Source organism: Aquirhabdus sp. (genome assembly GCF_046462495.1).
Lineage (GTDB): Bacteria > Pseudomonadota > Gammaproteobacteria > Pseudomonadales > Moraxellaceae > Aquirhabdus.
Window position 1 is genome coordinate 157,385 of record NZ_JBKGVE010000004.1, and the last position, 22,681, is coordinate 180,065.

General features: G+C 47.8%; 19 protein-coding genes. 14 read left to right on the forward strand and 5 right to left on the reverse strand.

Annotated features, from left to right (window positions below):
* Positions 1-274 precede the first annotated feature (274 nt).
* The 8 genes from atpB (at position 275) to ACLHG7_RS04285 (ending at position 7,237) form a co-directional block, all read left to right on the forward strand.
* Positions 275-1,150, forward strand: coding sequence for a F0F1 ATP synthase subunit A (gene atpB, locus ACLHG7_RS04250; protein ID WP_410209810.1), 876 nt, complete (start codon positions 275-277; stop codon positions 1,148-1,150).
* A 122-nt stretch (positions 1,151-1,272) separates the two neighbouring features.
* The gene (atpE, locus tag ACLHG7_RS04255; protein ID WP_410209811.1) at positions 1,273-1,578 is read left to right on the forward strand and encodes a F0F1 ATP synthase subunit C; all 306 of its coding nucleotides are present in this window, start codon (positions 1,273-1,275) and stop codon (positions 1,576-1,578) included.
* A gap of 32 nt (positions 1,579-1,610) precedes the next feature.
* A complete protein-coding gene (locus ACLHG7_RS04260) occupies positions 1,611-2,081 on the forward strand; it encodes a F0F1 ATP synthase subunit B (protein ID WP_114900352.1) in 471 nt (156 codons plus the stop codon).
* A gap of 12 nt (positions 2,082-2,093) precedes the next feature.
* Positions 2,094-2,645, forward strand: a complete 552-nt coding sequence (locus ACLHG7_RS04265) for a F0F1 ATP synthase subunit delta (RefSeq protein ID WP_114900351.1) — start codon at positions 2,094-2,096, stop codon at positions 2,643-2,645.
* 83 nt (positions 2,646-2,728) lie between these two features.
* Positions 2,729-4,273 (forward strand): F0F1 ATP synthase subunit alpha, encoded by a 1,545-nt coding sequence (atpA, locus tag ACLHG7_RS04270; protein WP_410209812.1) that lies wholly within the window; start codon positions 2,729-2,731, stop codon positions 4,271-4,273.
* Positions 4,274-4,361: 88 nt separating this feature from the next.
* Positions 4,362-5,234 carry a F0F1 ATP synthase subunit gamma gene (gene atpG / locus ACLHG7_RS04275; RefSeq protein ID WP_410209813.1) on the forward strand — a complete coding sequence of 291 codons (873 nt, stop codon included), beginning with the start codon at positions 4,362-4,364 and terminating at the stop codon, positions 5,232-5,234.
* A gap of 137 nt (positions 5,235-5,371) precedes the next feature.
* A complete protein-coding gene (atpD, locus tag ACLHG7_RS04280; protein WP_410209814.1) occupies positions 5,372-6,775 on the forward strand; it encodes a F0F1 ATP synthase subunit beta in 1,404 nt (467 codons plus the stop codon).
* A gap of 39 nt (positions 6,776-6,814) precedes the next feature.
* Positions 6,815-7,237 carry a F0F1 ATP synthase subunit epsilon gene (locus ACLHG7_RS04285; RefSeq protein WP_114900347.1) on the forward strand — a complete coding sequence of 141 codons (423 nt, stop codon included), beginning with the start codon at positions 6,815-6,817 and terminating at the stop codon, positions 7,235-7,237.
* A gap of 92 nt (positions 7,238-7,329) precedes the next feature.
* On the opposite strand, the gene ACLHG7_RS04290 is transcribed toward ACLHG7_RS04285, so the two are convergent.
* Positions 7,330-8,637: an alpha/beta fold hydrolase gene (locus ACLHG7_RS04290; protein ID WP_410209815.1), complete on the reverse strand. Its 1,308-nt coding sequence runs from the start codon at positions 8,635-8,637 to the stop codon at positions 7,330-7,332.
* Positions 8,638-9,005: 368 nt separating this feature from the next.
* Here ACLHG7_RS04290 and ACLHG7_RS04295 point away from each other — a divergent pair, with 368 nt between their 5' ends.
* The 6 genes from ACLHG7_RS04295 to ACLHG7_RS04320 all read left to right on the forward strand — a co-directional run bounded on the left by ACLHG7_RS04295 (position 9,006) and on the right by ACLHG7_RS04320 (position 17,828).
* Positions 9,006-9,587, forward strand: a complete 582-nt coding sequence (locus ACLHG7_RS04295) for a YqiA/YcfP family alpha/beta fold hydrolase (RefSeq protein ID WP_410209816.1) — start codon at positions 9,006-9,008, stop codon at positions 9,585-9,587.
* Between the two features lie 132 nt (positions 9,588-9,719).
* Complete coding sequence (parE, locus tag ACLHG7_RS04300) at positions 9,720-11,597, forward strand: DNA topoisomerase IV subunit B (RefSeq protein WP_410209817.1); 1,878 nt, start codon at positions 9,720-9,722, stop codon at positions 11,595-11,597.
* Positions 11,598-11,732: 135 nt separating this feature from the next.
* Positions 11,733-12,281: an ankyrin repeat domain-containing protein gene (locus ACLHG7_RS04305; RefSeq protein WP_114900820.1), complete on the forward strand. Its 549-nt coding sequence runs from the start codon at positions 11,733-11,735 to the stop codon at positions 12,279-12,281.
* A gap of 224 nt (positions 12,282-12,505) precedes the next feature.
* Positions 12,506-13,381 carry a metal-dependent hydrolase gene (locus tag ACLHG7_RS04310; protein WP_410209818.1) on the forward strand — a complete coding sequence of 292 codons (876 nt, stop codon included), beginning with the start codon at positions 12,506-12,508 and terminating at the stop codon, positions 13,379-13,381.
* A gap of 259 nt (positions 13,382-13,640) precedes the next feature.
* Positions 13,641-15,857 (forward strand): DNA topoisomerase IV subunit A, encoded by a 2,217-nt coding sequence (parC, locus tag ACLHG7_RS04315; protein WP_410209819.1) that lies wholly within the window; start codon positions 13,641-13,643, stop codon positions 15,855-15,857.
* Positions 15,858-16,157: 300 nt separating this feature from the next.
* On the forward strand, positions 16,158-17,828 hold the full coding sequence (locus ACLHG7_RS04320; protein WP_410209820.1) for a long-chain-fatty-acid--CoA ligase: 1,671 nt from the start codon (positions 16,158-16,160) through the stop codon (positions 17,826-17,828).
* A 66-nt stretch (positions 17,829-17,894) separates the two neighbouring features.
* On the opposite strand, the gene ACLHG7_RS04325 is transcribed toward ACLHG7_RS04320, so the two are convergent.
* The 4 genes from ACLHG7_RS04325 to pgaB all read right to left on the reverse strand — a co-directional run bounded on the left by ACLHG7_RS04325 (position 17,895) and on the right by pgaB (position 22,463).
* Positions 17,895-18,530 carry a CC0125/CC1285 family lipoprotein gene (locus tag ACLHG7_RS04325; protein WP_410209821.1) on the reverse strand — a complete coding sequence of 212 codons (636 nt, stop codon included), beginning with the start codon at positions 18,528-18,530 and terminating at the stop codon, positions 17,895-17,897.
* A 248-nt stretch (positions 18,531-18,778) separates the two neighbouring features.
* Positions 18,779-19,201 (reverse strand): poly-beta-1,6-N-acetyl-D-glucosamine biosynthesis protein PgaD, encoded by a 423-nt coding sequence (pgaD, locus tag ACLHG7_RS04330; protein ID WP_410209822.1) that lies wholly within the window; start codon positions 19,199-19,201, stop codon positions 18,779-18,781.
* Positions 19,194-20,483, reverse strand: coding sequence for a poly-beta-1,6-N-acetyl-D-glucosamine synthase (pgaC, locus tag ACLHG7_RS04335; RefSeq protein WP_410209823.1), 1,290 nt, complete (start codon positions 20,481-20,483; stop codon positions 19,194-19,196). The genes pgaD and pgaC overlap by 8 nt, the downstream gene beginning before the upstream one ends.
* A gap of 9 nt (positions 20,484-20,492) precedes the next feature.
* Entirely contained in the window at positions 20,493-22,463 is a 1,971-nt protein-coding gene (gene pgaB, locus ACLHG7_RS04340; protein ID WP_410209824.1) for a poly-beta-1,6-N-acetyl-D-glucosamine N-deacetylase PgaB, read from the reverse strand.
* Positions 22,464-22,681: the final 218 nt, after the last annotated feature.

Here is a 22,681-nt window from a genome sequence, read left to right on the forward strand (position 1 = left end):
AATGTCTTGTTGGTTGGGTAGAATGTTGTAGCGCGATGTTGAAAATTTTGGGTAGTGTGGTCTTTTTTCGAAATAAATGTCTTTATAAAAAGTACGCGATTTTAGGAAAGAGAAGAAGTTCAACGTATTGAGAAATACGCGCTGAACGAAAAATTTATAGAATTTGTGGTTTGGAATTTTGAGCTTTGAATGTGCTGATCTGTCCGATTGACGATCAGGTATTTAACGTCTCTTTTTAGTTTTCATATTAACTTAGTCTTATTAGGTGTGCCCAATGGCTGAACAGCAGACACTCACCTCCTCCGAGTATATTTCCCACCATCTGACTCACCTGACCTATGGAAAAAATCCAGAAACAGGCAGTTGGACCATTGCGCATGACGCAGCGGAAGCCAAAGCGATGGGATTTAATTCCGTCAATCTGGATTCGTTGGGTTGGTCGATTGGTTTAGGGATCGTTTTTTGTGCATTGTTTTGGCTGGTTGCTCGTCGTGTAACGGCGGGTGTGCCTGGTGGACTGCAAGCTGCGATTGAAATGATCGTTGAGTTTGTGGATACCAGCGTACGTGATACCTACCATGGCAAATCAAAATTGATTGCACCACTTGCCTTGACGATTTTTGTGTGGATTTTCCTCATGAATTTCATGGATTTGATCCCAGTTGATTTTATTCCAAGAGCAGCGCAATGGGTCGGTGTGCATTTCTTCGGTGCAGACCCACACTCAGTCTTCTTTAAAGTCGTGCCAACCACAGATCCGAATATCACCATGGGCATGTCCTTGTCGGTATTTGTCCTGATCATTTTCTTTAGCATTAAAGAAAAAGGTTTGGGCGGTTTCATCGGCGAGTTGACTTTACAACCCTTTTCCGCACAGAACAAATTGATCCAGTTGATCTTGATTCCAATCAACTTCTTCTTGGAAATTGTTGTTTTTATCGCACGCCCAATTTCTTTGGCATTGCGACTGTTCGGTAATATGTACGCTGGCGAGTTGATCTTTATTCTGATCTGCTTGTTGCCTTGGTGGTTACAGTGGTCATTGTCAGTGCCTTGGGCGATCTTCCATATTCTGATTATCAGTTTGCAAGCGTTCATCTTCATGATGCTGACGATTGTTTACTTGTCGATGGCGAGCGAGAAGCACTAAGCGTGCTTCCTTGCTGTGCATCGCTTGCGGTACCTGTTTTGTTATTGTTTTGATTTGATGTTTTAGTTTTGCTTTACAACAATTTTGTTTTTTTGTTTTAACCAACCTTGAGGTCACTCTAAATGGAAAGTTTAATCGGTTTATCAGCTATTGCTGGCGCGCTTCTTCTGGCTTTTGGTGCACTTGGTGCAGCGATTGGTATTGGTATCCTCGGTGGTCGTTTCATCGAAGCGATTGCACGCCAACCAGAACTCGGCCCACAATTGCAAACCAAATTCTTCGTGGTAATGGGTCTTGTTGACGCTGTACCAATGATTGCTGTTGGTCTGGGCTTGTTCATCATTTTCAGTAACCCATTCGTTGGTCAAGCTAAAGAAGCTGCTGCCGCTGCTGCTCCAGTTGCTGTTGTTGCTCCTGCTGCTCACTAATTTTCCCCCCGTAATATACTAGAGGGAATACCATGGATATTAATTTAACCCTGTTGGGACAAATTATAGCGTTTGCACTGTTTGTTGCATTCTGCTTGAAGTTTGTCTGGCCACCGCTGATCAACGCTATTCAAGAACGTCAAGGCAAAATCGCTGACGGTCTGAATGCCGCTGAAGCTGCGAAAGCCGAACTGGCAACTGCCCAGAACCAAGTACAGGAAGAACTGAATGCGTCTAAAGCGCAAACAGCACAGTTGATTGATCAAGCGAACCGTCGCGCTGCTCAATTGATCGAAGATGCCCGCACGCAAGCAATTGCTGAAGGTGAGCGTATTCGTCAACAAGCCCGCGAATCGATTGATCAAGAGATTAACCAAGCGCGTGAGGCGTTGCGTAGTCAAGTTGCTGCTTTGGCCGTTTCAGGTGCTGAAAAAATCCTGAAAGCCCAAGTGGATCAAAATGCCCATGCCGCTATGCTCACTCAGCTAGCTGCTGAACTGTAATCGAGGCGAATCATGGCTGAACTATCAACGCTAGCGCGCCCTTATGCCAAAGCGGCCTTTGCTTTCGCGCAAGAACAGCGCGATGCAGCAAATGGCATCGAGGCATGGTCAAAGGCGCTTGCGAGCGCAAGTGCGGTTGTTCAGGATCAGACATTTGCTGACTATTTGAAACGCCCAACTTTGGGCTATCAGCAACGCGTTCAAGCCTTGACAACGGTTTTAGAAGGTCAGATCACCGAGGGTGTGCGTAATTTTCTCACCCAACTCGCTGAACATGATCGTCTATCGCTGTTGCCTGAAGTTTCTGCAGAGTTTGAGTTGCAGAAAGCTCATGGCCTGAATGAGACTGATGTGATCATTGAGTCAGCGTTTCCGCTGACCGCTGAGCAACAACAAGCATTAAGCGATCGCTTGGCAACTCGTTTTGGTACAAAGATTAATAGTCAGGTTGAAGTTAAACCTGAATTGATCGCCGGTGTTGTAATCCGCGCGGGTGATCAAGTCATCGACGATTCTGTCCTTGGCAAATTGGAAAAACTACGCACAAGCCTACTGGCTGGATGATTTAGCATCGTCGTCAGTAGTGTGAAAGCTATTTTTTTAAAAGTATTTTTTTGATTTTTCAAAAACAAATTGAGGAAAGCGCAATGCAACAACTGAATCCATCTGAGATCAGTGCGCTCATTAAACAGCGTATCAGCGATCTGGACACCAGCGCCGAAGCCCGCAACGAAGGTACTATCGTCATGGTATCTGACGGTATCGTGCGGATTCATGGTCTGGCTGATGCAATGTATGGTGAGATGATCGAATTTGACGGCGGCCTCTATGGCATGGCACTGAATCTAGAACAGGATTCAGTCGGCGCGGTCGTTCTGGGTGACTTCTTGAACTTACAAGAAGGTCAAAAAGCCCGTTGTACAGGTCGTATTCTTGAAGTTCCAGTTGGTCCTGAACTGCTTGGCCGCGTTGTAGACGCGCTGGGTAACCCGATCGACGGCAAAGGTCCGATCAATGCAAAACTGACTGATAAAGTCGAAAAAGTTGCTCCAGGCGTGATCTGGCGTCAATCTGTTGATGAGCCAGTACAAACTGGTTATAAAGCGGTTGATACCATGATTCCAGTGGGTCGCGGTCAACGTGAGTTGATCATCGGTGACCGTCAGACTGGTAAAACTGCTTTGGCAATCGACGCGATCATTGCACAAAAGCATTCTGGCATTAAATGTATCTATGTTGCGATCGGTCAGAAACAATCGACCATTGCTAACGTGGTACGTAAACTTGAAGAAACTGGTGCATTGGCCTATACCACTGTTGTGGCGGCAAGTGCTTCTGATCCAGCATCACTGTTGTTCCTCGCGCCATACTCTGGCTGTACCATGGGCGAATACTTCCGTGACCGCGGTGAAGATGCATTGATCATCTATGATGACTTGTCAAAACAAGCGGTTGCTTATCGTCAAATTTCTCTCTTGCTGCGTCGTCCACCAGGTCGTGAAGCGTACCCAGGTGACGTGTTCTATCTCCATTCCCGTCTGCTTGAGCGTGCTGCGCGCGTTTCTGCTGCGTATGTTGAGAAGTTCACCAACGGTGCGGTGACTGGCAAGACTGGTTCATTGACCGCATTGCCGATCATTGAAACTCAAGCTGGTGACGTGTCTGCATTCGTTCCAACCAACGTGATCTCGATCACCGATGGTCAGATCTTCCTGGAATCATCACTGTTTAACTCAGGCATCCGTCCTGCGGTTAACGCGGGTATTTCGGTATCGCGTGTGGGTGGTGCAGCTCAGACCAAAATTATCAAAAAATTGTCAGGCGGTATCCGTACTGCATTGGCTCAGTATCGTGAATTGGCAGCGTTCGCTCAGTTTGCATCTGACCTTGATGAAACAACCCGTAAGCAACTTGAGCATGGTCAGCGCGTTACTGAGCTGATGAAGCAAAAGCAATACGCTCCGTTCTCATTGGCTGATCAAGCTGTTGCAATTTTTGCATCGAATGAAAATTATCTGACTGACGTACCAGTGAATAAAATTGGTGATTTCGAGTCAGGTTTGCTGGCATTTATGCGTTCACAACATGGTGCTTTAATGACCAATATTGATGAAACAGCAAACTACGATAAAGACATCGAAGCTGAATTGCATAAAGGTATCAAAGCCTTTAAAGCGACTCAGGCCTATTAATCAGTTAAGCCTTAGCCTGTGATATCCATCACGGTGCTAAGGCTGATCTGGCTTCACATACTGATTTTTACAAAAGCATGGTAAGCGTATGGCAAGTCTAAAAGAAATTCGCGCCAAAGTGGTCAGCATCAAAAGTACGCAGAAAATTACGCGTGCGATGCAATTGGTTGCTGCCAGTAAGATGCGTCGCGCTCAAGAACGCATGGTTGCAGGACGTCCGTATGCCGAAGGCATGCGCCGAGTGATTGCGCATTTAGTGCAAGCACATCCTGAGTTTAAGCATCGTTATATGGTCGAACGCCCTGTTAAGCGTGTGGGCTATATCGTGGTGTCGTCTGATCGTGGACTCGCAGGTGGTTTGAACATCAACTTGTTCAAACGCGTCATTCAGCATGTGAAAGCACAACAAGAGCAATCTGTTGAAGTTCAGTTTGCAGTGATTGGATCGAAAGCGGTTGCTTTCTTCAAGAGCTTTGGCGGAAAAGTGATTTCGGCTACGACCCAATTGGGTGATGCGCCGTCGATGGAACAACTGACTGGTGCAGTGCATGCCATGATGAGTGCATTCGACAATGGTGAGCTCGACCGAATTTATTTGGTCTCTAATCACTTTGTAAATGCGATGGTTCAGAAGCCGACGATTGCTCAGTTGGTGCCTTTGGCAGAAGCTGAAGTCAATGATTGGCGTCTACATCGTGACCACGCATGGGATTACATCTACGAGCCTGATCCAGAAAAAGTATTGAATGGATTGTTGCTTCGTTATATCGAATCGATGGTCTATCAGGGAGTTGTTGAAAACGTCGCCTCTGAGCAAGCCGCTCGTATGGTTGCGATGAAAGCAGCGACTGATAACGCCGGTGATTTGATTAAGAGCCTGCAACTGGTTTACAACAAGCTGCGTCAAGCTGCGATTACTCGGGAAATTTCCGAAATCGTTGGTGGTGCTGCTGCGGTTTAACGCAAAACGTTTGAATTTGAATTGACTGTGTCACAGCAGTTAGCAGCATTAACCGAAACTGGTGTTGATCGTGATCCGAATGATCATATCAACATCAGGTTTGATACTAGATTTTATTTTGAATTGAGGAGACAGCCATGAGTAGCGGTCATATCGTTCAGATCATTGGCGCAGTTATCGACGTTTCATTCGATCGCACTAGCGTTCCAAAGATCTATGATGCTCTGACGGTGGACAACACCGAAACGACATTAGAAGTACAACAGCAATTAGGCGACGGTATCGTTCGTACGATTGCGATGGGTTCAACCGAAGGTCTAAAACGCGGTTTGCCTGTTACCAACACCAATGGCCCAATTTCTGTGCCAGTGGGTGATGCGACTTTGGGTCGTATCATGGACGTGTTGGGTCGCCCAATCGACGAAGCGGGTCCAGTTGTGACTAAAGATCACTGGGCTATTCACCGTCCAGCACCGAGCTACGCAGAACAAGCGGGTTCAACCGAAATCCTTGAAACCGGTATCAAAGTTATCGACTTGCTTTGCCCGTTTGCAAAGGGTGGTAAGGTTGGTCTGTTCGGTGGTGCTGGTGTGGGTAAAACCGTTAACATGATGGAACTCATCAACAACATCGCAAAAGCACACAGTGGTTTGTCTGTGTTCGCTGGTGTGGGTGAGCGTACTCGTGAAGGGAACGACTTCTATCATGAAATGAAAGATTCTGGCGTTCTTGACAAAGTAGCCATGGTTTATGGTCAGATGAACGAGCCACCGGGTAACCGTTTACGCGTTGCGTTGACTGGTTTGACCATGGCTGAATATTTCCGTGACGAAAAAGACGAAAACGGCAAAGGTCGTGACGTACTGTTGTTCGTGGATAACATCTATCGCTACACCTTGGCAGGTACCGAAGTTTCTGCATTGCTCGGTCGTATGCCTTCTGCGGTGGGTTACCAACCAACTTTGGCTGAAGAAATGGGCGTTCTGCAAGAACGTATTACTTCAACACAAGCCGGTTCGATTACTTCAATTCAAGCGGTTTATGTTCCAGCCGACGACTTGACCGATCCATCACCAGCAACCACCTTCGCTCACTTGGATGCGACTGTTGTTCTGTCACGTGATATCGCGTCATTGGGTATTTACCCTGCGGTTGATCCTTTGGATTCAACTTCACGTCAGTTGGATCCAGCGATTGTGGGTGAAGAGCACTACAATGTTGCACGTGGCGTACAAACCATTCTGCAACGTTATAAAGAACTCAAAGACATCATCGCGATTTTGGGTATGGATGAATTGGCTGAAGAAGACAAGCTTGTTGTTTTCCGTGCTCGTAAAATCCAACGCTTCTTGTCACAGCCGTTCCACGTTGCTGAAGTATTTACCGGTTCTCCTGGTAAGCTGGTATCTTCTAAAGATACGATCGCAGGCTTTAAAGGCATTATCGCTGGTGACTACGACCATATGCCAGAACAAGCGTTCTACATGGTTGGTGGCATCGAAGAAGCTGTTGCTAAAGCTGAAAAGCTCGCAGCCAAATAACGGTCATTTAACAGCGTAACTTACGCAGGAGGACGCCTCATGGCAACCTTGCATTGTGATGTCGTTAGTGTTGGCGGTTCAATCTTCAGCGGTGACATTAATATGTTAATCGCTGACGGTATCGCCGGACAAATGGGTATTTTGCCAGGCCATGCGCCTTTGGTGACTTTGCTCAAGCCAAGCGCACTGCGTGTGCAGCATTCTGATGGTCACGAAGAGCAGATCTATGTCTCTGGTGGTGTGTTGGAAGTGCAGCCGCACGTTGTGACCGTTTTGGCGGACACCGCGATTCATGCCGCGAATTTGGACGAAGCAAAGATTTTGGAAGCGCGTCAACACGCAGAAAGCTTGCTTGCAAATCAAAAAGGTGATTTTGATGCTGCAGCGGCGCTCAGCGTATTGGCAGAAACCGCTGCACAATTGCAGACGCTCCAACGTTATAAGTATCGTGCTCAAGTTTAAGAAATCGTGAATAAAAAAAGCAGCCTCAGGGCTGCTTTTTTTATGGTTGTTCTTCAGGTTGTTGTTTTAAATCATGAGTAAAAAAACTGTTGTTAAGCTGAGATCGGAATTGCATCTTTTTGTGGGATGGTGATGGGTTTAGAGCTGCGTTCAGGCGGTGCAAGCCAGATTAGCACTTGATCGATCGCGCGTTGGCTGTATTGCAACTGCATATGATCCACACCATAAAACACGGCTTTACGCTCTTGCGGGACATTCAACTGATATTCAGGGTCTGAATGCTCACCGAGGGCACTTTTGACACTGACCAGATAATCACCGAGCGCCTCGCGGGTTTTAGACGGTGCGTTTTCGTGTTCGATGGTGCCCGCCATAAAATAAGCTTTGATATTAGAGGGTAGTGGAGCGGGTCTACGATTATCAGCAAAGTCGCCGCGACGGCCGGATTTTAAGTGTTCCCAGTCATCATCGCGGACACTGCCCCAGCGTAGGTCAATAATGCCTGCACTGCGTAAATCGCCTAGACGTGCAAGTGCCCCAGCGAATGGGATCTTACCCACTTTGTCTTGCACCATATAGCTTAAACGCTCAAGCAGAGCCCCCTGATGCGGCGATCCTAAGCAGATCAAATGATCGACCAGTAAAATCCAGTTGAGACCCATTTGCTTGCCATAAAACAGTGCGCTGCGCGAGACCAGACCACCCATGCTATGCCCGATGATATCGATATGGCTGATATCGGGGTTACGGATGTATAGATCGTTTAGCAAATTGGAGAAAGAGCGGCCATTTAATGAGATACGGCGACCGGTGTTATAGCTAAGGTAGAGAACGGTGCAGTCTTGTTGGCGATAGACCTGTTCACCCATGCTTTGGTATTTACTCGGGTACCAGCTGTGGGTATCCATACATAAGCCATGCACAAAGATCACAACACGACCACGGAGTTCACCATTAAACACTTTGCCATGACGGTCATAAGTGAGCATTGGCAATGCCAGCGGGTTACGGTCATAGACGAGGTGATCACCCATAATGCCATTTAAGGCACTGACCAGCATATGCAATGGAACGTTCAGTGGTTTTTCGGCTTGTACAGGGCTTAGACGACCAAATGTACGCAACCCGTGTGCAGAATAACGCCCAGCATGTTTAACGCCGTAGCGGATCAGCCAGAAAATCTGATTGGAAATGCTTTTTTGCAGTGGGGTTTGGTTGGCTTCGTCGTACAAGCCTAAGGATCGTAATAAGGTCTCACGATAGATTGCTTGCACAAAGTCAGTTGTGCGTGACACACCCGTCGTTGTCAGTTGTGCCAGTCCTTCGATAAAATCTCCCTGTGTAATGGGCGCTTTGCGTAGACTGCAAAATGGTTCATGCAGGGGTGTTGGGCTAGGCATAAGACTCTCTATGACTGGTTCGTATTTTTATAGATACGGCTTGACTCTATGGGTTAAGGTTATCACGCATCATTGGCAGCACAGGTGGCTTGCCTAGAATATGTATACATGGACGCACTTTGAATAGTAGCAATACTAAACCACATATTGCAAAATGTAACCAATTTTATGTACATGGACCAGTTGGTATTGATTAACTATTTGTAATATATTGTTATTTTAAATTGATAGTTGTGAAGAAGCATCTGTTTTAGCAGAATTCCTGTGCAGTGATCCGTTAAGATGCATAAAATTTTCATATCCTGGCGCAATTTTTTTATCGGTCATTAATATTTGGATCGGGCATACTGATGTGTAATGAGAGGTGAATGATGCAACTGATTTATATCCATGGTTTAAACAGTGATGCGAACTCCATCAAAGGTCAAATGCTGACAGATTGGTGTGCAATCCATCGTCCTGAGATTCAAGTTCTCCGTCCAGATCTGAATGTGCCGCCATTGCAGGTGATGCAGATTCTAAGTGAGATTATTGCGCGTGACCCTGATACGGGATTGGTGGGCAGTTCTCTGGGGGGCTTTTTTTCAACGGTTTGTGTGGCCAAGTACGGCTTAAAAGCGGTATTGGTCAATCCTGCAACACGCCCATTTGAGCGCTTCCAGCGTTATTTCACCCATGGCCATCGAGGATTTACGACGGATGGCGGGTGGACGATTACAGAAAGTGATCTGGCTGACCTAGCCGCTTTATACCAGCCTGTGCCGATTCATCCAGAACGCATCTTGGTACTGCTTAAACAGGGTGATGAAGTCCTCGATTACCGCGTGGCAGAGGCCTACTATAGCCAAGATGGCGCACAGTCACCGATGATCATTGAAGCTGGTGGTGACCATTTTATGCATGATATGGCGGACAAGATCCCGCTGATGATTGATTTTTTATTTGCTTAAATACTCACTTAAGCAGTTTGTTGCGTTTGTTTTAAAGTCGCATTTACAGTACGATTCATGTCAGTGAGGGGTGTACTGCTACATCTCCAGCCATCATTTGATCGACATGATTACATTAGGAATAAGTGTTTAGTGACTCAATATACTGCCGAATCGCTTGAAGTTCTTTCAGGTTTAGATCCTGTTCGTCGCCGTCCCGGGATGTACACCGATACCACTCGCCCGAATCATTTGGCGCAAGAGGTGATCGATAACGCAGTCGATGAGGCACTTGCGGGTCATGCGAATCAGGTTGAAGTGATTCTATATAAAGACGGTTCCTTATCCGTGCAGGATAATGGACGCGGTATGCCAGTCGATATTCACCCTGAATATGGTCAAAGCGGTATAGAGATCATCATGACCAAGCTCCATGCCGGGGGTAAGTTTTCTACCGATAACTACCAGTTCTCGGGTGGCTTGCATGGAGTGGGGATTTCAGTTGTGAATGCGCTGTCAACGCGGGTTAATGTCAGCGTGCTACGGGGCGGAAGCCAGTATCGAATGAGTTTTGAGCATGGTGAGCGCGTTACCGATTTGATCGCTACCGAAGGTTTTCCGAAGCGCCAGAGCGGCACCACGGTCCACTTTTGGCCAGATGGTAAGTATTTTGATAGTGCCAAGTTTTCGGTGCGGGCGCTCAAGCATAATCTTAAAGCCAAAGCGGTTTTGTCCGCAGGCCTGAAAGTTATTTTTACCGATGAAGAAAGCGGTGAGAAGCTGACTTGGCAATTTGAAAACGGGCTAGTGGATTATCTGAAGGATGAATTGCAAGGCCGTGAGACCGTGCCTGTGGAGCCTTTTGCAGCAAGTGGCAAGGCAGAGCGTGCGGCGTGTGAGTTTGTGTTGTGTTGGTCCGAAGAAAGTGGGGATAGTGTACAAGAGAGCTATGTTAATCTGATCCCGACCGCGCAAGGCGGAACACATGTCAATGGACTGCGCACCGGCACCACTGATGCGCTGCGTGAATTCTGTGAAATGCGCAACCTGTTGCCGCGTAATATGAAGCTATCAGCCGATGACGTCTGGGATGGGGTGAATTTCATCCTGTCACTGAAGTTTCAAGAGCCTCAGTTTTCTGGCCAGACCAAAGAGCGTTTGTCGAGCCGCGAAGCCGCACCGATTGTGCAGAATATTGCCAAAGATGCTTTCTCATTGTGGTTGAATAAAAATCCAGAAGTGGGGACCCGCTTAGCGGAAATGGCCATTGAACGTGCAGGACGCCGTTTAAAAGCAGCGAAGAAGGTTGAGCGTAAGAAGATTGTCTCAGGACCGGCATTACCAGGCAAACTTGCTGACTGCTCTGGGTCGACTCGTGAAGATACTGAACTGTTTTTGGTGGAAGGGGACTCTGCGGGTGGGAGTGCCAAGCAAGCACGCAACCGGATTTTCCAAGCCATCATGCCGCTGCGCGGTAAGATTTTAAATACTTGGGAAGTCTCTGCGGATGAAGTGCTGGGTTCGCAAGAGGTGCATGATATCGCGATTGCGATTGGGGTCGATCCGGGCAGTGATGATCTCTCTGAACTGCGTTACGGCAAAGTCTGTATCCTTGCCGATGCGGACTCGGATGGACTGCATATTGCGACCTTGCTTTGTGCCTTGTTTGTGAAGCATTTCCCAGCCTTGATTGAAAATGGTCATTTGTTTGTTGCGATGCCACCACTGTATCGGATTGATGCTGGTAAGGATGTGCACTACGCACTGGATGATGAAGAGCTACAAGCCATTTTGTCCAAGATCAAAGGTAAAGCACCGCAGATCACCCGATTTAAAGGATTGGGTGAGATGAATCCATTGCAATTGCGTGAGACGACTATGGATCCTGATACGCGCCGCTTGGTGCAACTGGATCTGGATGATACCCATCTGACCAATGGCCTACTGGATAAGCTGTTAGCCAAGAAGCGTTCCGGTGATCGTAAGATATGGCTGGAAGAGAAGGGTAATCTGGCTGATGTTTTACTTTAAGACCATGGTCGCATGGGCACTGCAATGCACTGTCTTTAATATTGAGCAAGAAAGCGCTTTAAATCGATGAATTGTCATCGTCATGCGGCATGATCGTGCATGGCGAGGTTTTCCCCATCCCCTACACTGAGAAAGATTATGACTGAATCCCAAGTTGCATTAACGGCAGCCATCCAAGCACTTGATGTTGAGCAAGTCAAAGCGCTTTTGGCGGGTGGCGTAGACCCTAATTTTATCGATGAAGAATACGGTCCTCCGGCAACCCAGATCTGTGATCGTTTGTTTGACTGGTGGGAAACGGTCATGGATGGCTACGAATCTGGCGAGCCCCTAGATGAAGCAGAGAAAGCAAAACTGCTTGCACCATATCAAGCAATTCTGAATGCTTTAATTGATGCCAAAGCCAACCTCCACCTCTGGGATGCTGAAGAGTTCTTTGGGCCACTGTGGGATGCGGCCAGCGCCGCTTGTGTGCCGATCGTGCAAACCTTATTGGATCATAAAGTGGACCCCAATAAGCGTGATGACGAAGGCATGACGATTCTGTCCTCAATCTGTGACCTGTTCTTTGATGTTGATTTTGACCTGATTGACTGGGAACAGGCACTGCCTGAAGAAAAAGAAACGCTGGAATTGCTGCGTAAGCATGGCGCGCAGACCACTGCAGAGTTTCTTGCTCACTAAGCTTTTCTCGTATAACCGATTGATCAATGCCGGAAGCTTGTTTCCGGCATTTTTTTGAGTGCCCAAAACTTACTTTTAGAAAATGTTCATTGTCACTATTCGCCATGTGATTTAAAGCATAGGCTTTTTATACTCAAAAGTGAGGTCGATCCAGTCACCGCGCAGGCGTTTTGGTCGTGGGCTGTTGATCTATTAGGCTTCTATACACTTTTGAGGAAGACATCATGAACGCACAAGTCAAAACCAGTGGTCATTCATCATCGGCATTTAAGGCCAGCTTTCCGGTCAGACGCATGGATTTTGAGTTTGCTGATGTGCCCGAGTTTTGGGCTGCGGATGATGCGGGAGTGACGTTTTTCTTAACGGCGATGTCGGCCTTATTCCCTGCCGGAGAACAGTTCTTCGTTGATGCGGTGCGTTCAGTACGCTACGAAGGTGCATTGAAAGATGATCTGGCGATGCAAAAAGAGATCAGTGCTTTTATCGGACAAGAAGCGATGCATTCCAAAGAACATCACCAGTTCAATGCTGCAGGTAAAGCCTATGGTCATGATGTCGATACCTTAGAACGCTGGACCGATTCGGTACTGGGATTGGCTGATCGTTTCCATCTGAGTAACAAATTGCAGTTGGGGATCACCTGTGCGCTTGAGCACTTCACCGCCACCATCGCCTCTGAGCTGATGCGTCGGGAAGACCTGCATGAGCTCATGCATAGCCCTGTGATGTATAAGATGTGGCTGTGGCATGCGGTAGAAGAAACCGAGCATAAATCGGTGGCCTATAACGTCTATGAAAAACTATACGGCAAAGGTGTACGTGCCTATGCAACGCGGGCATCTACGATGGCGCTGGCAATGGTCTTGCTGTTCTTAGTTCATACAACCTTTATGGCGCGTTTGATGGCTCAGCGCGGCAAGATGCGCCCCAGCGATTGGGTGCCTGCGATGAAAATGATGTACGGCGGCCGTAAAGGACTTATGTCGCGAATCGTACCGGATCTCTTTGATTATTTCCGACCTAATTTTCATCCAGAACAGCATGATACGACAGCGTTACTGGAGAAATATAAGAAGTTGCTGAATTTTGAAGTTCATTGATTTGATGTGAGCATGGTGTTTTTTAACGTCCTGAATGCCTTGTTAAAAAACGATTTGGATCAATACCAAGTCGTTTTTTTATGTGTTTTTTGATGCATTCGCAGGCGTCTGTAAGCTTATCTATGACGAAGCGCTTTTTTTTGGTGTAATATCAAATGCAATTTTTGACCTTGAACCATGTCCAGTCCATGGTCGCTGCGCATGTGCAGCAGGGTCACCTGTCGTCAATATGATAGATCATCATTCATTTAGGTAGCGCATGAGCAGTCTTAATCCCGCCACAGAAAGTCGTTCCGTCGCAGAGTTCACGGAACAGGCTTATCTTAACTATGCGATGTACGTGATCATGGATCGTGCATTGCCCCATGTTGCGGATGGTTTAAAACCGGTACAGCGCCGTATTGTCTATGCGATGAGCGAGCTTGGGCTCAAGAACTCAGGCAAGCCAAAAAAATCAGCCCGTACCGTCGGTGACGTACTGGGTAAATATCATCCACACGGCGACAGCGCCTGTTATGAAGCGATGGTATTGATGGCGCAGCCGTTTAGCTATCGTTATCCCTTGGTCGAAGGACAGGGGAACTGGGGTTCGCCGGATGATCCTAAGTCCTTTGCGGCGATGCGTTATACCGAAGCCAAACTTTCTGCGTACAGCGAGCTCTTGCTCAATGAGTTGGGTCAGGGCACGACGGAGTGGCAGGATAACTTTGATGGTTCACTGCAAGAACCCGTGACGTTACCCGCGCGCCTGCCTAACATTTTACTCAATGGCACGATGGGGATTGCCGTGGGTATGGCGACGGATATCCCGCCGCATAATCTGCGCGAAGTGGTCAAAGGCACCATAGCCTTGCTGAAAAATCCGAATCTCTCGGATGAAAAGCTGGCCAGCTATATCCCTGCGCCAGATCTGCCGACTCGGGCAGAAATCATCAGCAGTCCTGAAGATCTGCTCAAGATTCAAATGACTGGACGCGGCAGTTATCGCGCCCGCGCGGTCTATCATGTCGAAAAAGGTGAGATCGTGATTACCGATCTGCCGTACCAAGTCTCAGGTGCTAAAGTCATTACCCAGATTGCTGAGCAGATGCAAGCCAAGAAGCTGCCGCTGGTCACTGATCTGCGTGATGAGTCGGACCATGAGAACCCGACGCGGATTGTGATCGTGATGCGCTCGAATCGGGTTGATGCCGATGCCTTGATGAGCCATTTATTTGCAACGACCAAGCTGGAAAGCAGCTATAGCGTCAATCTCAACATGATTGGTCTGGATGGTCGTCCGCAAGTCAAGTCTATTCGAACCATACTGCTGGAGTGGCTCACTTACCGCCAAGACACGGTGCGCCGTCGTCTGAGCTATGCTTTAGAGAAAATTGAGAAGCGCCTACATATTTTGGCGGGTTTGTTGATTGCGTATTTAGATATCGATACCGTGATTCGTATCATCCGCGAGGAGGATCATCCACGGGCGGAGCTGATGGCACATTTTGGTCTGACCGAGATTCAAGCCGATGCGATTCTTGATCTCAAATTACGCCACTTGGCGAAGCTCGAAGAAATGGAGATTCGCCGTGAGCAGGAAGAACTGGAACTCCAAGCTGCCAAGATCCGTGAACAATTGAATAATCCAGAGTCGCTCAAAACATTGATTATTGACGAGCTACAAGAAGATGCCAAGAAACACGGTGATGACCGTCGTTCACCGATCGTGCAACGTGCAGAAGCGACAGAGTTGAAAGAGTCTGACCTGACGCCTGCGGAAGCGATCACTGTGGTGCTGTCGCATTCGGGCTGGATTCGCGCGGCCAAAGGTACCGATATTGATGTGCAAACTTTAAGTTATAAAGCAGGTGATGCTTACCTGAGCCACTGCACAGGCAAGAGCAATCAACGGGTCTATTTGCTGGATAATACCGGACGGAGTTACGCGCTTGCCGCAGCCAATCTGCCTTCTGCACGTGGGCAAGGCGAACCTGTTACCACCAAACTGGCGCCGCCTGCCGGCTCGCGTTTTGTGGAAGTGCTGATGGGGGATGATGCCCAGCCGATCCTGCTGGCAGGGAATAACGGTTATGGCTTCGTCAGTACCTTGTCTGCGCTCGACAGTACGGTGAAAGCCGGTAAAACGCTGGTGAGCTTGGTTGAGGGCAGTGAACTGATGCCCGTGTTGTATTTGCCGAAAGATGCGGATCGGATAGCGGTGTTGTCATCCAGCGGACGTTTGCTCATTTACCCACTGGCTGATTTACCAGTCATGAATCGTGGTAAAGGCAATAAGCTGATAGCGCTGGAAAGTCATGAGGTGGTGCGTGCCATGGTCGGATTGGTCGCAGGGTGTTCGCTGGTACTGATGTCGGGTTCGCGTCCGTTGACCCTGAAAGAAGCGGACATTAGCCATTATTCGGGTAAACGCGGTCAGCGCGGCCATTTACTGCCGCGTGGTTATCAGAAGGCGGAAAGTATGCAGATTGGTTGAACTGTGCAGTCATTCACAATGAGAACGAGCGGATTACGTTAGAATTGTGATTGGTTACACGTTTTAAGCGTTAGAGAATAGTTTCCGCTTTAGGGTCAGTCGTGATAATGTTACGCCAGCCAAAAAGTAGTCTTTTGAACGCATTGATGGGTCATGTATGACTGATCAGAACAACAGCAAATGCACAGATTATGTACGAAAAGCAGTGATAAGCTTGAGGCACGCGACAAGCCCTTATCTTTGCATCATATTTAACCTTTCCTTCGGTGGGGGAAGGAATCAAAACGGAGAAGAAGTGGTATGAATAAGCCTTGGTTTGATGCGTATCCAGCAGGGACGCCACATGAGATCGTATTACCAGCCAGCAATACCTCTTTAGTTGATGTATTTGAACGTACTTTCCAGCAGTTTGGCGATCGCGATGCGTTCGTCTGTATGGATAAACGACTGACTTATAAAGAACTGGATCAAAAAAGCCGCCAATTTGCTGCGTATTTACAGACTTTAGGTCTTAAAAAAGGTGCTAAAGTCGCGGTCATGCTGCCGAACGTGCTGCAATATCCGATTGCACTGATCGGTATTCTGCGTGCGGGCTATGTGTTGGTCAATGTCAATCCGCTCTACACCGCACGTGAACTTGAACATCAGTTGAAAGATTCAGGCGCGGAAGTGATCATCGTACTTGAGAATTTTGCGCATGTACTGCAAGAAGTGATTGCCAATACGCCTGTCAAACATACTATCGTCACCAGTGCCGGCGAACTCTTGGGCTTGGTCAAAGGCTTTGTGGTGGATTTGGTGGTACGCCGCGTACGCAAGCAAGTGCCGAGCTGGGTTCTGCCAGGTAGTGTCAATTTTAATCATGCGTTAAATAAAGTCAGCGCCCGTAAATACCAGCGCCCTGTTGTCGGTTTATCCGATACGGCAATCTTGCAGTACACTGGCGGTACGACCGGTGTGTCTAAAGGTGCGGAGCTGACGCATTCGAATCTGGTTTCTAATCTGCTGCAAACCAATGCTTTCTTTAGCAGTTTGTTAGGGAATAGTGCGTCGGACGCAGAAGAAAGTATTCTGTGTGCCTTGCCGCTCTATCATATTTTTGCATTGATGGTTTGTGCTCTGTACGGTCTGCAACGCGGTCAATTGATCATTCTGATCCCAAATCCACGCGATATTCCTGGACTGATCAAAGAAATTGATAAATACAGGCCAAGCTTCTTCCCCGCGGTGAATACCTTGTTCAATGCTCTGGCACATAACGAAGACTTCCAAAAACTGGATTTCTCCAAGCTTAAGCTTAGCATGGGCGGCGGTATGGCTGTATTGCCGGCAACCGCCGCACTGTGGCAGAAGATTACTAAAACCCCGATTCTTGAGGGTTATGGCTTGTCAGAGACTTCACCGATTGCGACCGCAAATCCGGTAAATATCACTGCATACTCAGGCACCATTGGTATTCCACTACCATCCACTGAAGTGGCGATTTTGGATGATGATGGTAAAGAAGTGGCCTTGGGTGAGCGCGGTGAGATTTCAATCCGTGGTCCACAGGTGATGAAAGGCTATTGGCAGCGTCCCGATGAAACCGCAAAAGTGATGACTGCAGATGGTTTCTTCCGTACGGGTGACATTGGGATTATGGATGAGCGTGGCTATACCAAAATCGTTGATCGTAAAAAAGACATGATCCTAGTATCCGGCTTTAACGTATATCCAGCAGAAATCGAAGAAGTCATCACCAATCATCCGAAAGTGCTTGAAGCCGCTGCGATTGGCGTGCCAGATGACAAGAGCGGTGAAGTACCGAAGCTGTTTGTCGTCAAGAAAGACCCAAGCCTGACCGAAGCGGAACTTAAAATCTACATCAATGAAAATCTGACCGGTTACAAGCGTCCGAAGTACATTGAGTTCTTGGCTGAACTGCCGAAGAGCAATGTGGGTAAAATCTTACGTAAAGAACTGCGTAAGTAATGATCTCTGAGATGTAAAAAAACAGCCCTCGGGCTGTTTTTTTATGGTTGTCATTTAATGCGGCATTTATGAAGTGGCTTTTGCAGGTGCCACTTGCGGTGGCGGTGGCGGCAGGATGGGGCTACCATCCGGATTTAAGCCATAGCGGGAGCCCAGTGAGGTCAGGATGATTGTGGCATCATACTGGCCGTTCTCATCGGGTTTAGCCGTGTTGCTGCAGTGAATGGTATAGCTGACGATAACCTTCTGCGGAACGCCATAATAGGCCTGCGGATACAGTGGGTAATCGTAGCCGATATATCCAACACTATGGCGGAATGGATAGCGTCCATAGCCGCCGTAGTAACCAAACGATCCATAAGAATTAAACATCGGATTTGCGGCGACAATCACATTGGGCTGATCACTGGGGAGTAGCTTGTCGGTGATTTCGAAATAACGGAAGCCATTTTGTACGGTGACTTGTGCGGCTTTCAGCAGCGCAATTTCTTCTGCACGTGCAGCCATGCTTTCATTGCGCGCTTGATAAGTCACTCGAAAGATATTGGTGTTGAGCTTAAATTGGTCGTATTTGCCCAGTTCAGCAAAGCTGCTTGGCGTCGTGGCGCATGATGAAAGTACAACTGCTGAGCCGATGAGCATGAACGAAAGCACAGCAGCACGTTTCAACTGTAGGGTCGATAGTGATAGAAATTTAGACATGACGGCTCACCTAAGCATGAGGTGCGGTGGAACGATAGGATATGTCTTGAGTCTATGCGCGAATGCGTTGAAATAATGTCGTAAATCTGTGATCAGCGATGACTTTTTAGTGAAATCAACGAGCAAATTATGGAGAAAACATGATGATTTATCATCAAAGTAGAGAAGGGATGACACGGAGATTTTTATGATGGATTAGATTGTCTTAAAGCACCATCCCATGATGGTGCTGTGGACGAATATCGATTTTAAGCTTGTTGCGGTTGGATGCCGATGACACGACCATACGCGTCATGATGAACAGTACAAATATTGGCTGCACGACCCGCTGTGATCTCTTGTTCTGGCAACTGAAAATGCGCGGCATAATCAGCAAGATCTTTTTGCGGTGAAGGGATAATGCGACGTGCTGGCAAAAGTGTCCACAGCAAGAGCGCCAAAGCGCCACACATAACGGACACGATGATATAACCCATGGTCATGGGCGAAATTTTAGTCACAAAGTGAACCAGAAATGGCTGTTTACTGAACGCGTGTGCGCCAGTGATGACGACCAGAGGGCGCCATAGATACAACCACATACCCCACATCAGTGCGGTAGAGCTATCCGAGAAAAAGCGCTGGTACCAGTGCAGTTGCTGTCGGATGTTAATGATTAACGAGTTACTCATGGTCTTTCTTCTCCAAAGAGTGTATGCCACGATCAGGGCTAACCCAGCGCGCGCGCTTACCATCGCGCCGGAAAAGCACTTTGGGAAACGCCGTAATCGTGGTGGCGATGTTGATCACCCAAAACACTAAAGGGTACCAAATCATCCAGTAATAATTTCGGCCTAAGCCTTTCTCATAGCGACTGTCGAGCCACTTGCTGATGGCAAACTGCAACAAACACGTCGCACCTAAAAACACACCGCTCCCTTGCGGGATGAGTGGTGATCCAACCACAGGCCAAGTGCCTGCCGGCACAACCAAACCCACGAGCCAAATGACCACCAGAATCAACATCAAATAGGACCAGATCAGCGTGAGGCAAAGCTCAAACATCAATGGCCATAAAAAATTCTGACTGGGTCTTAAAAATACATCGATATTTTTAAGCAACACTTGGGCACCGCCCATAGCCCAGCGCAAGCGCTGCTGCCAGAGACCTTTCAACGTTTCAGGCATCAATATCCAGACGAGCGCATTCGGCTCGAAACGGACATCCCATCCAGCACGTTGTAACTTCCAAGTAATGTCGATATCTTCAGTCAGCATATCTGCCGACCAGTAACCGACTTCATGTACCGCAGATTTACGAAATGCGGTAATCACACCAGAAACTGTAAATAGCCTACCAAAACTACGCTGTGCGCGCTTGATCATTCCGACGATCGACGAGAATTCTCCGACCTGTACCCGACCGAGCAGGGTAGAGCGGTTGCGAATTCGTGGATTACCCGTGACGGCAGCCACATGAGGGTGCGCGACAAAGTGGCGAACCATCCAGTGTGCAGCGTGTGGGTCGAGTAATGCGTCTCCATCAATCCCGATCAAAAATTCTGATTTAGCGAGCAAGCTACCTGCTTGCAAGGCCATAGCTTTGCCTTGATTCTCTGCCAAATGCACGACTTTCAGTTTGGGATACTTTTGCGCCAGACGATTGAGGACTTCAGCGGTTTCGTCAGTGCTACCATCATTGATCGCAATGACTTCAAAGTCAGGATAGTCGAGTGCGAGTGCATGACCAATGGTCTCTTCCGCATTGACGCCTTCATTAAAACAAGGCACCAACACGCTGACCGAGGGCGTATCCTCTAAAACAGGCGGATGATTAAATAACGGCTGTGTCCGCTCATTCCGCCAGTAAAACAAAATTGCACCAATCATCCACAGATAAGACATCAGCAGTGGATAATAGAAGACAAAGCCTAATATGCCATGCCAAAGTGCGATGAAGTCGTTGATCACCATTATAGCACCTTAACGTAATTCAGGCATATTTGGTTTGCGATCAAACACGGGGCGAATTATCGCAGGATCCGGATGGTCTTTGCTTGGATCATCGGGGTAGTAAGCAACGTGCTGTGCACCTGCATCGTAAAGGCTTTGAATGGTTGCAGCAAGCTCAGCGCTCGGGATTTTTTGATCATTTCTCCAGTTCACCGCCTGGAGCTCAAACACGACCTTACGCATGGCGTTAGGGTAGGCTTTTACTTTACTGACGATTTCTTGCATGAAGGCTTTTGGATCTTCTGCTTTTTCCATATACGGCATAGCCATGATTGCGGTGAAGTCATAGTTGGCCAGCGAGTTGTCGAGCGACTGGGCGTACCAGACTTCAGAGCGTGGATTGAGCACGACTTGCGCATAGAGGTTACGTGCAGTCAGCAAGTTTGGCTGTTCGGAACGCACCATATCCGCCAGTTCATTGGCAAAGCGATCCAAGGCATTGATCTTTAAGATAGTCCAACGACCCAGCAGATCATCACTCTTGCGGATATCACTGATTCTGGCTGGTAAACCCCACGCTTGATTCTGCGCGATGCCGAAGCTACTCGCATCTTCATAATCCGATAAAGTCACATCATCATGGAACAGGATGCCATCAATCGGTGCGCCGCGCGCTAGGTCTTGATAGATCTCACGCACTGCCATTTTTGCACGTGGCGAGAACAGTGACAGGCGTGGGTAACCCATGTTGAGGTGGTCGCCGCTAGAGGCTTGTTCCGTTCCGACTACATCTTTGTAAGCGGGGTTCGTTGCGGGCAGTTTCCACGCCAGCAGCGGCATCCAAGCAAAAATACGTTTGACCTGTGTACGGGTGCGAATTTGCCAAGAGGCGCGGTTAAACAAGTCTGAGCGCATCGGCAGCACATGATTGGGGAAATACACCATATCCGCAGCACCGTCGGCATCTGGGTCGGCAAAGGCTTGCAGATACACAGTATTTACCCCCATTGCCTGAATGCGATCCAGCAAATGGCCGAGATTTTTTTCTTGCTGTACAGGATCGGGATCGTAGATGTAGTCCAGATCGACGTGCATGATTTTCTGCGGGCGATCGTTGTCTGAAATATTGGCAATGCGGGTGGCCAGCTCACGGTCTAGATCAGACAATTGCATACGGCCTTCGACGAGAATACGGCGTAAACCCCATAGCGGGGTGGATACGGTATTTGGGCCGTCATCAAGCGTTAAGCCAATCGGCATACCGAGTTTTTCAGCAATGACACGGGTTTCGATATTGTAGTTACCGTAGGGCCATGCAATCACACGCGGAGCGCGAATACCGTGTTGGCGTAAGAGTTCGTTATTTTTCTTTAAATCGGTAAAAATACGTTTTTTATAGGTTTCTTCATCTTCGTAGCGTTTAAGTGCGGGCAAATATAAGCGTGTGGTTGCTGCGGGTTCCATATTGCCTTGCGGGTTGGCAAGAATTCCATCGTGTAGACCATAGGTATGACTGCCAATTTCGACCAGACCACTCGAGGTCATTTCTTTGATCTGATCCCAGCTCAACATTTCCTGACGTGAAACGGAGCGACCATCAAAGTTCACCACTTCGCCTTTGGTTTGATCCAGCCAACTGCCGACCACAGCGACGACGGCTGGGGCATTGAACAGTTTTAGGATCGGGAAGGCATTGGTATAGACCGAACGATAGCCATCATCAAAAGTGATCAACACGGCTTGTTCAGGCAGTGGCAGTTTGCCTGCACGGGCTGCGAGCACCTGATCAACACTGACAAAGTGATAGCCCTGATTCTTCAGCCAATCCATTTGACGGACAAAATTGGTCGGTGACACGGCATATTGCGGAATCAGCGCGTCTTTGGGGTCAGCGATTTCATGATAACTAATCACTGTTAATTCAGTCGGTAATGAAGCAGTGGCTATCGAACTGGTGAAGCACAGCACGTAGATGGCGATGAAAGCAATAATTCGAGTCATGATATCGGACAGAAAAAGTTATAAAATACAGAAAATTAAATATATAGACTGCACAGCAATTGTGCAATGAAGGTGGCGCATTCTAGCAGGAACATTTTAAAAAATTTCACTAAACGTCAGGTCTAGGGAAAACTTTTTTAATAGCTGTTCACGGTGTTTCTTTAAGTGTTGAATTCGTTGGTATTTTAATAAAGATCGACCCATGACTTAAAAGTGTT

What these genes read in the sequence shown, in the direction of transcription:
- atpG (WP_410209813.1), top strand. Translation starts at nt 4,362, where the DNA reads ATGGCAAGTCTAAAAGAAATTCGCGCCAAAGTGGTCAGCATCAAAAGT.
- ACLHG7_RS04265 (WP_114900351.1), top strand. Translation starts at nt 2,094, where the DNA reads ATGGCTGAACTATCAACGCTAGCGCGCCCTTATGCCAAAGCGGCCTTT.
- ACLHG7_RS04295 (WP_410209816.1), top strand. Translation starts at nt 9,006, where the DNA reads ATGATGCAACTGATTTATATCCATGGTTTAAACAGTGATGCGAACTCC.
- ACLHG7_RS04260 (WP_114900352.1), top strand. Translation starts at nt 1,611, where the DNA reads ATGGATATTAATTTAACCCTGTTGGGACAAATTATAGCGTTTGCACTG.
- ACLHG7_RS04325 (WP_410209821.1), bottom strand. Translation starts at nt 18,530, where the DNA reads ATGTCTAAATTTCTATCACTATCGACCCTACAGTTGAAACGTGCTGCT.
- ACLHG7_RS04285 (WP_114900347.1), top strand. Translation starts at nt 6,815, where the DNA reads ATGGCAACCTTGCATTGTGATGTCGTTAGTGTTGGCGGTTCAATCTTC.
- ACLHG7_RS04320 (WP_410209820.1), top strand. Translation starts at nt 16,158, where the DNA reads ATGAATAAGCCTTGGTTTGATGCGTATCCAGCAGGGACGCCACATGAG.
- pgaD (WP_410209822.1), bottom strand. Translation starts at nt 19,201, where the DNA reads ATGAGTAACTCGTTAATCATTAACATCCGACAGCAACTGCACTGGTAC.
- ACLHG7_RS04290 (WP_410209815.1), bottom strand. Translation starts at nt 8,637, where the DNA reads ATGCCTAGCCCAACACCCCTGCATGAACCATTTTGCAGTCTACGCAAA.
- pgaB (WP_410209824.1), bottom strand. Translation starts at nt 22,463, where the DNA reads ATGACTCGAATTATTGCTTTCATCGCCATCTACGTGCTGTGCTTCACC.
- atpD (WP_410209814.1), top strand. Translation starts at nt 5,372, where the DNA reads ATGAGTAGCGGTCATATCGTTCAGATCATTGGCGCAGTTATCGACGTT.
- ACLHG7_RS04310 (WP_410209818.1), top strand. Translation starts at nt 12,506, where the DNA reads ATGAACGCACAAGTCAAAACCAGTGGTCATTCATCATCGGCATTTAAG.
- parC (WP_410209819.1), top strand. Translation starts at nt 13,641, where the DNA reads ATGAGCAGTCTTAATCCCGCCACAGAAAGTCGTTCCGTCGCAGAGTTC.
- pgaC (WP_410209823.1), bottom strand. Translation starts at nt 20,483, where the DNA reads ATGGTGATCAACGACTTCATCGCACTTTGGCATGGCATATTAGGCTTT.
- atpB (WP_410209810.1), top strand. Translation starts at nt 275, where the DNA reads ATGGCTGAACAGCAGACACTCACCTCCTCCGAGTATATTTCCCACCAT.
- atpA (WP_410209812.1), top strand. Translation starts at nt 2,729, where the DNA reads ATGCAACAACTGAATCCATCTGAGATCAGTGCGCTCATTAAACAGCGT.
- atpE (WP_410209811.1), top strand. Translation starts at nt 1,273, where the DNA reads ATGGAAAGTTTAATCGGTTTATCAGCTATTGCTGGCGCGCTTCTTCTG.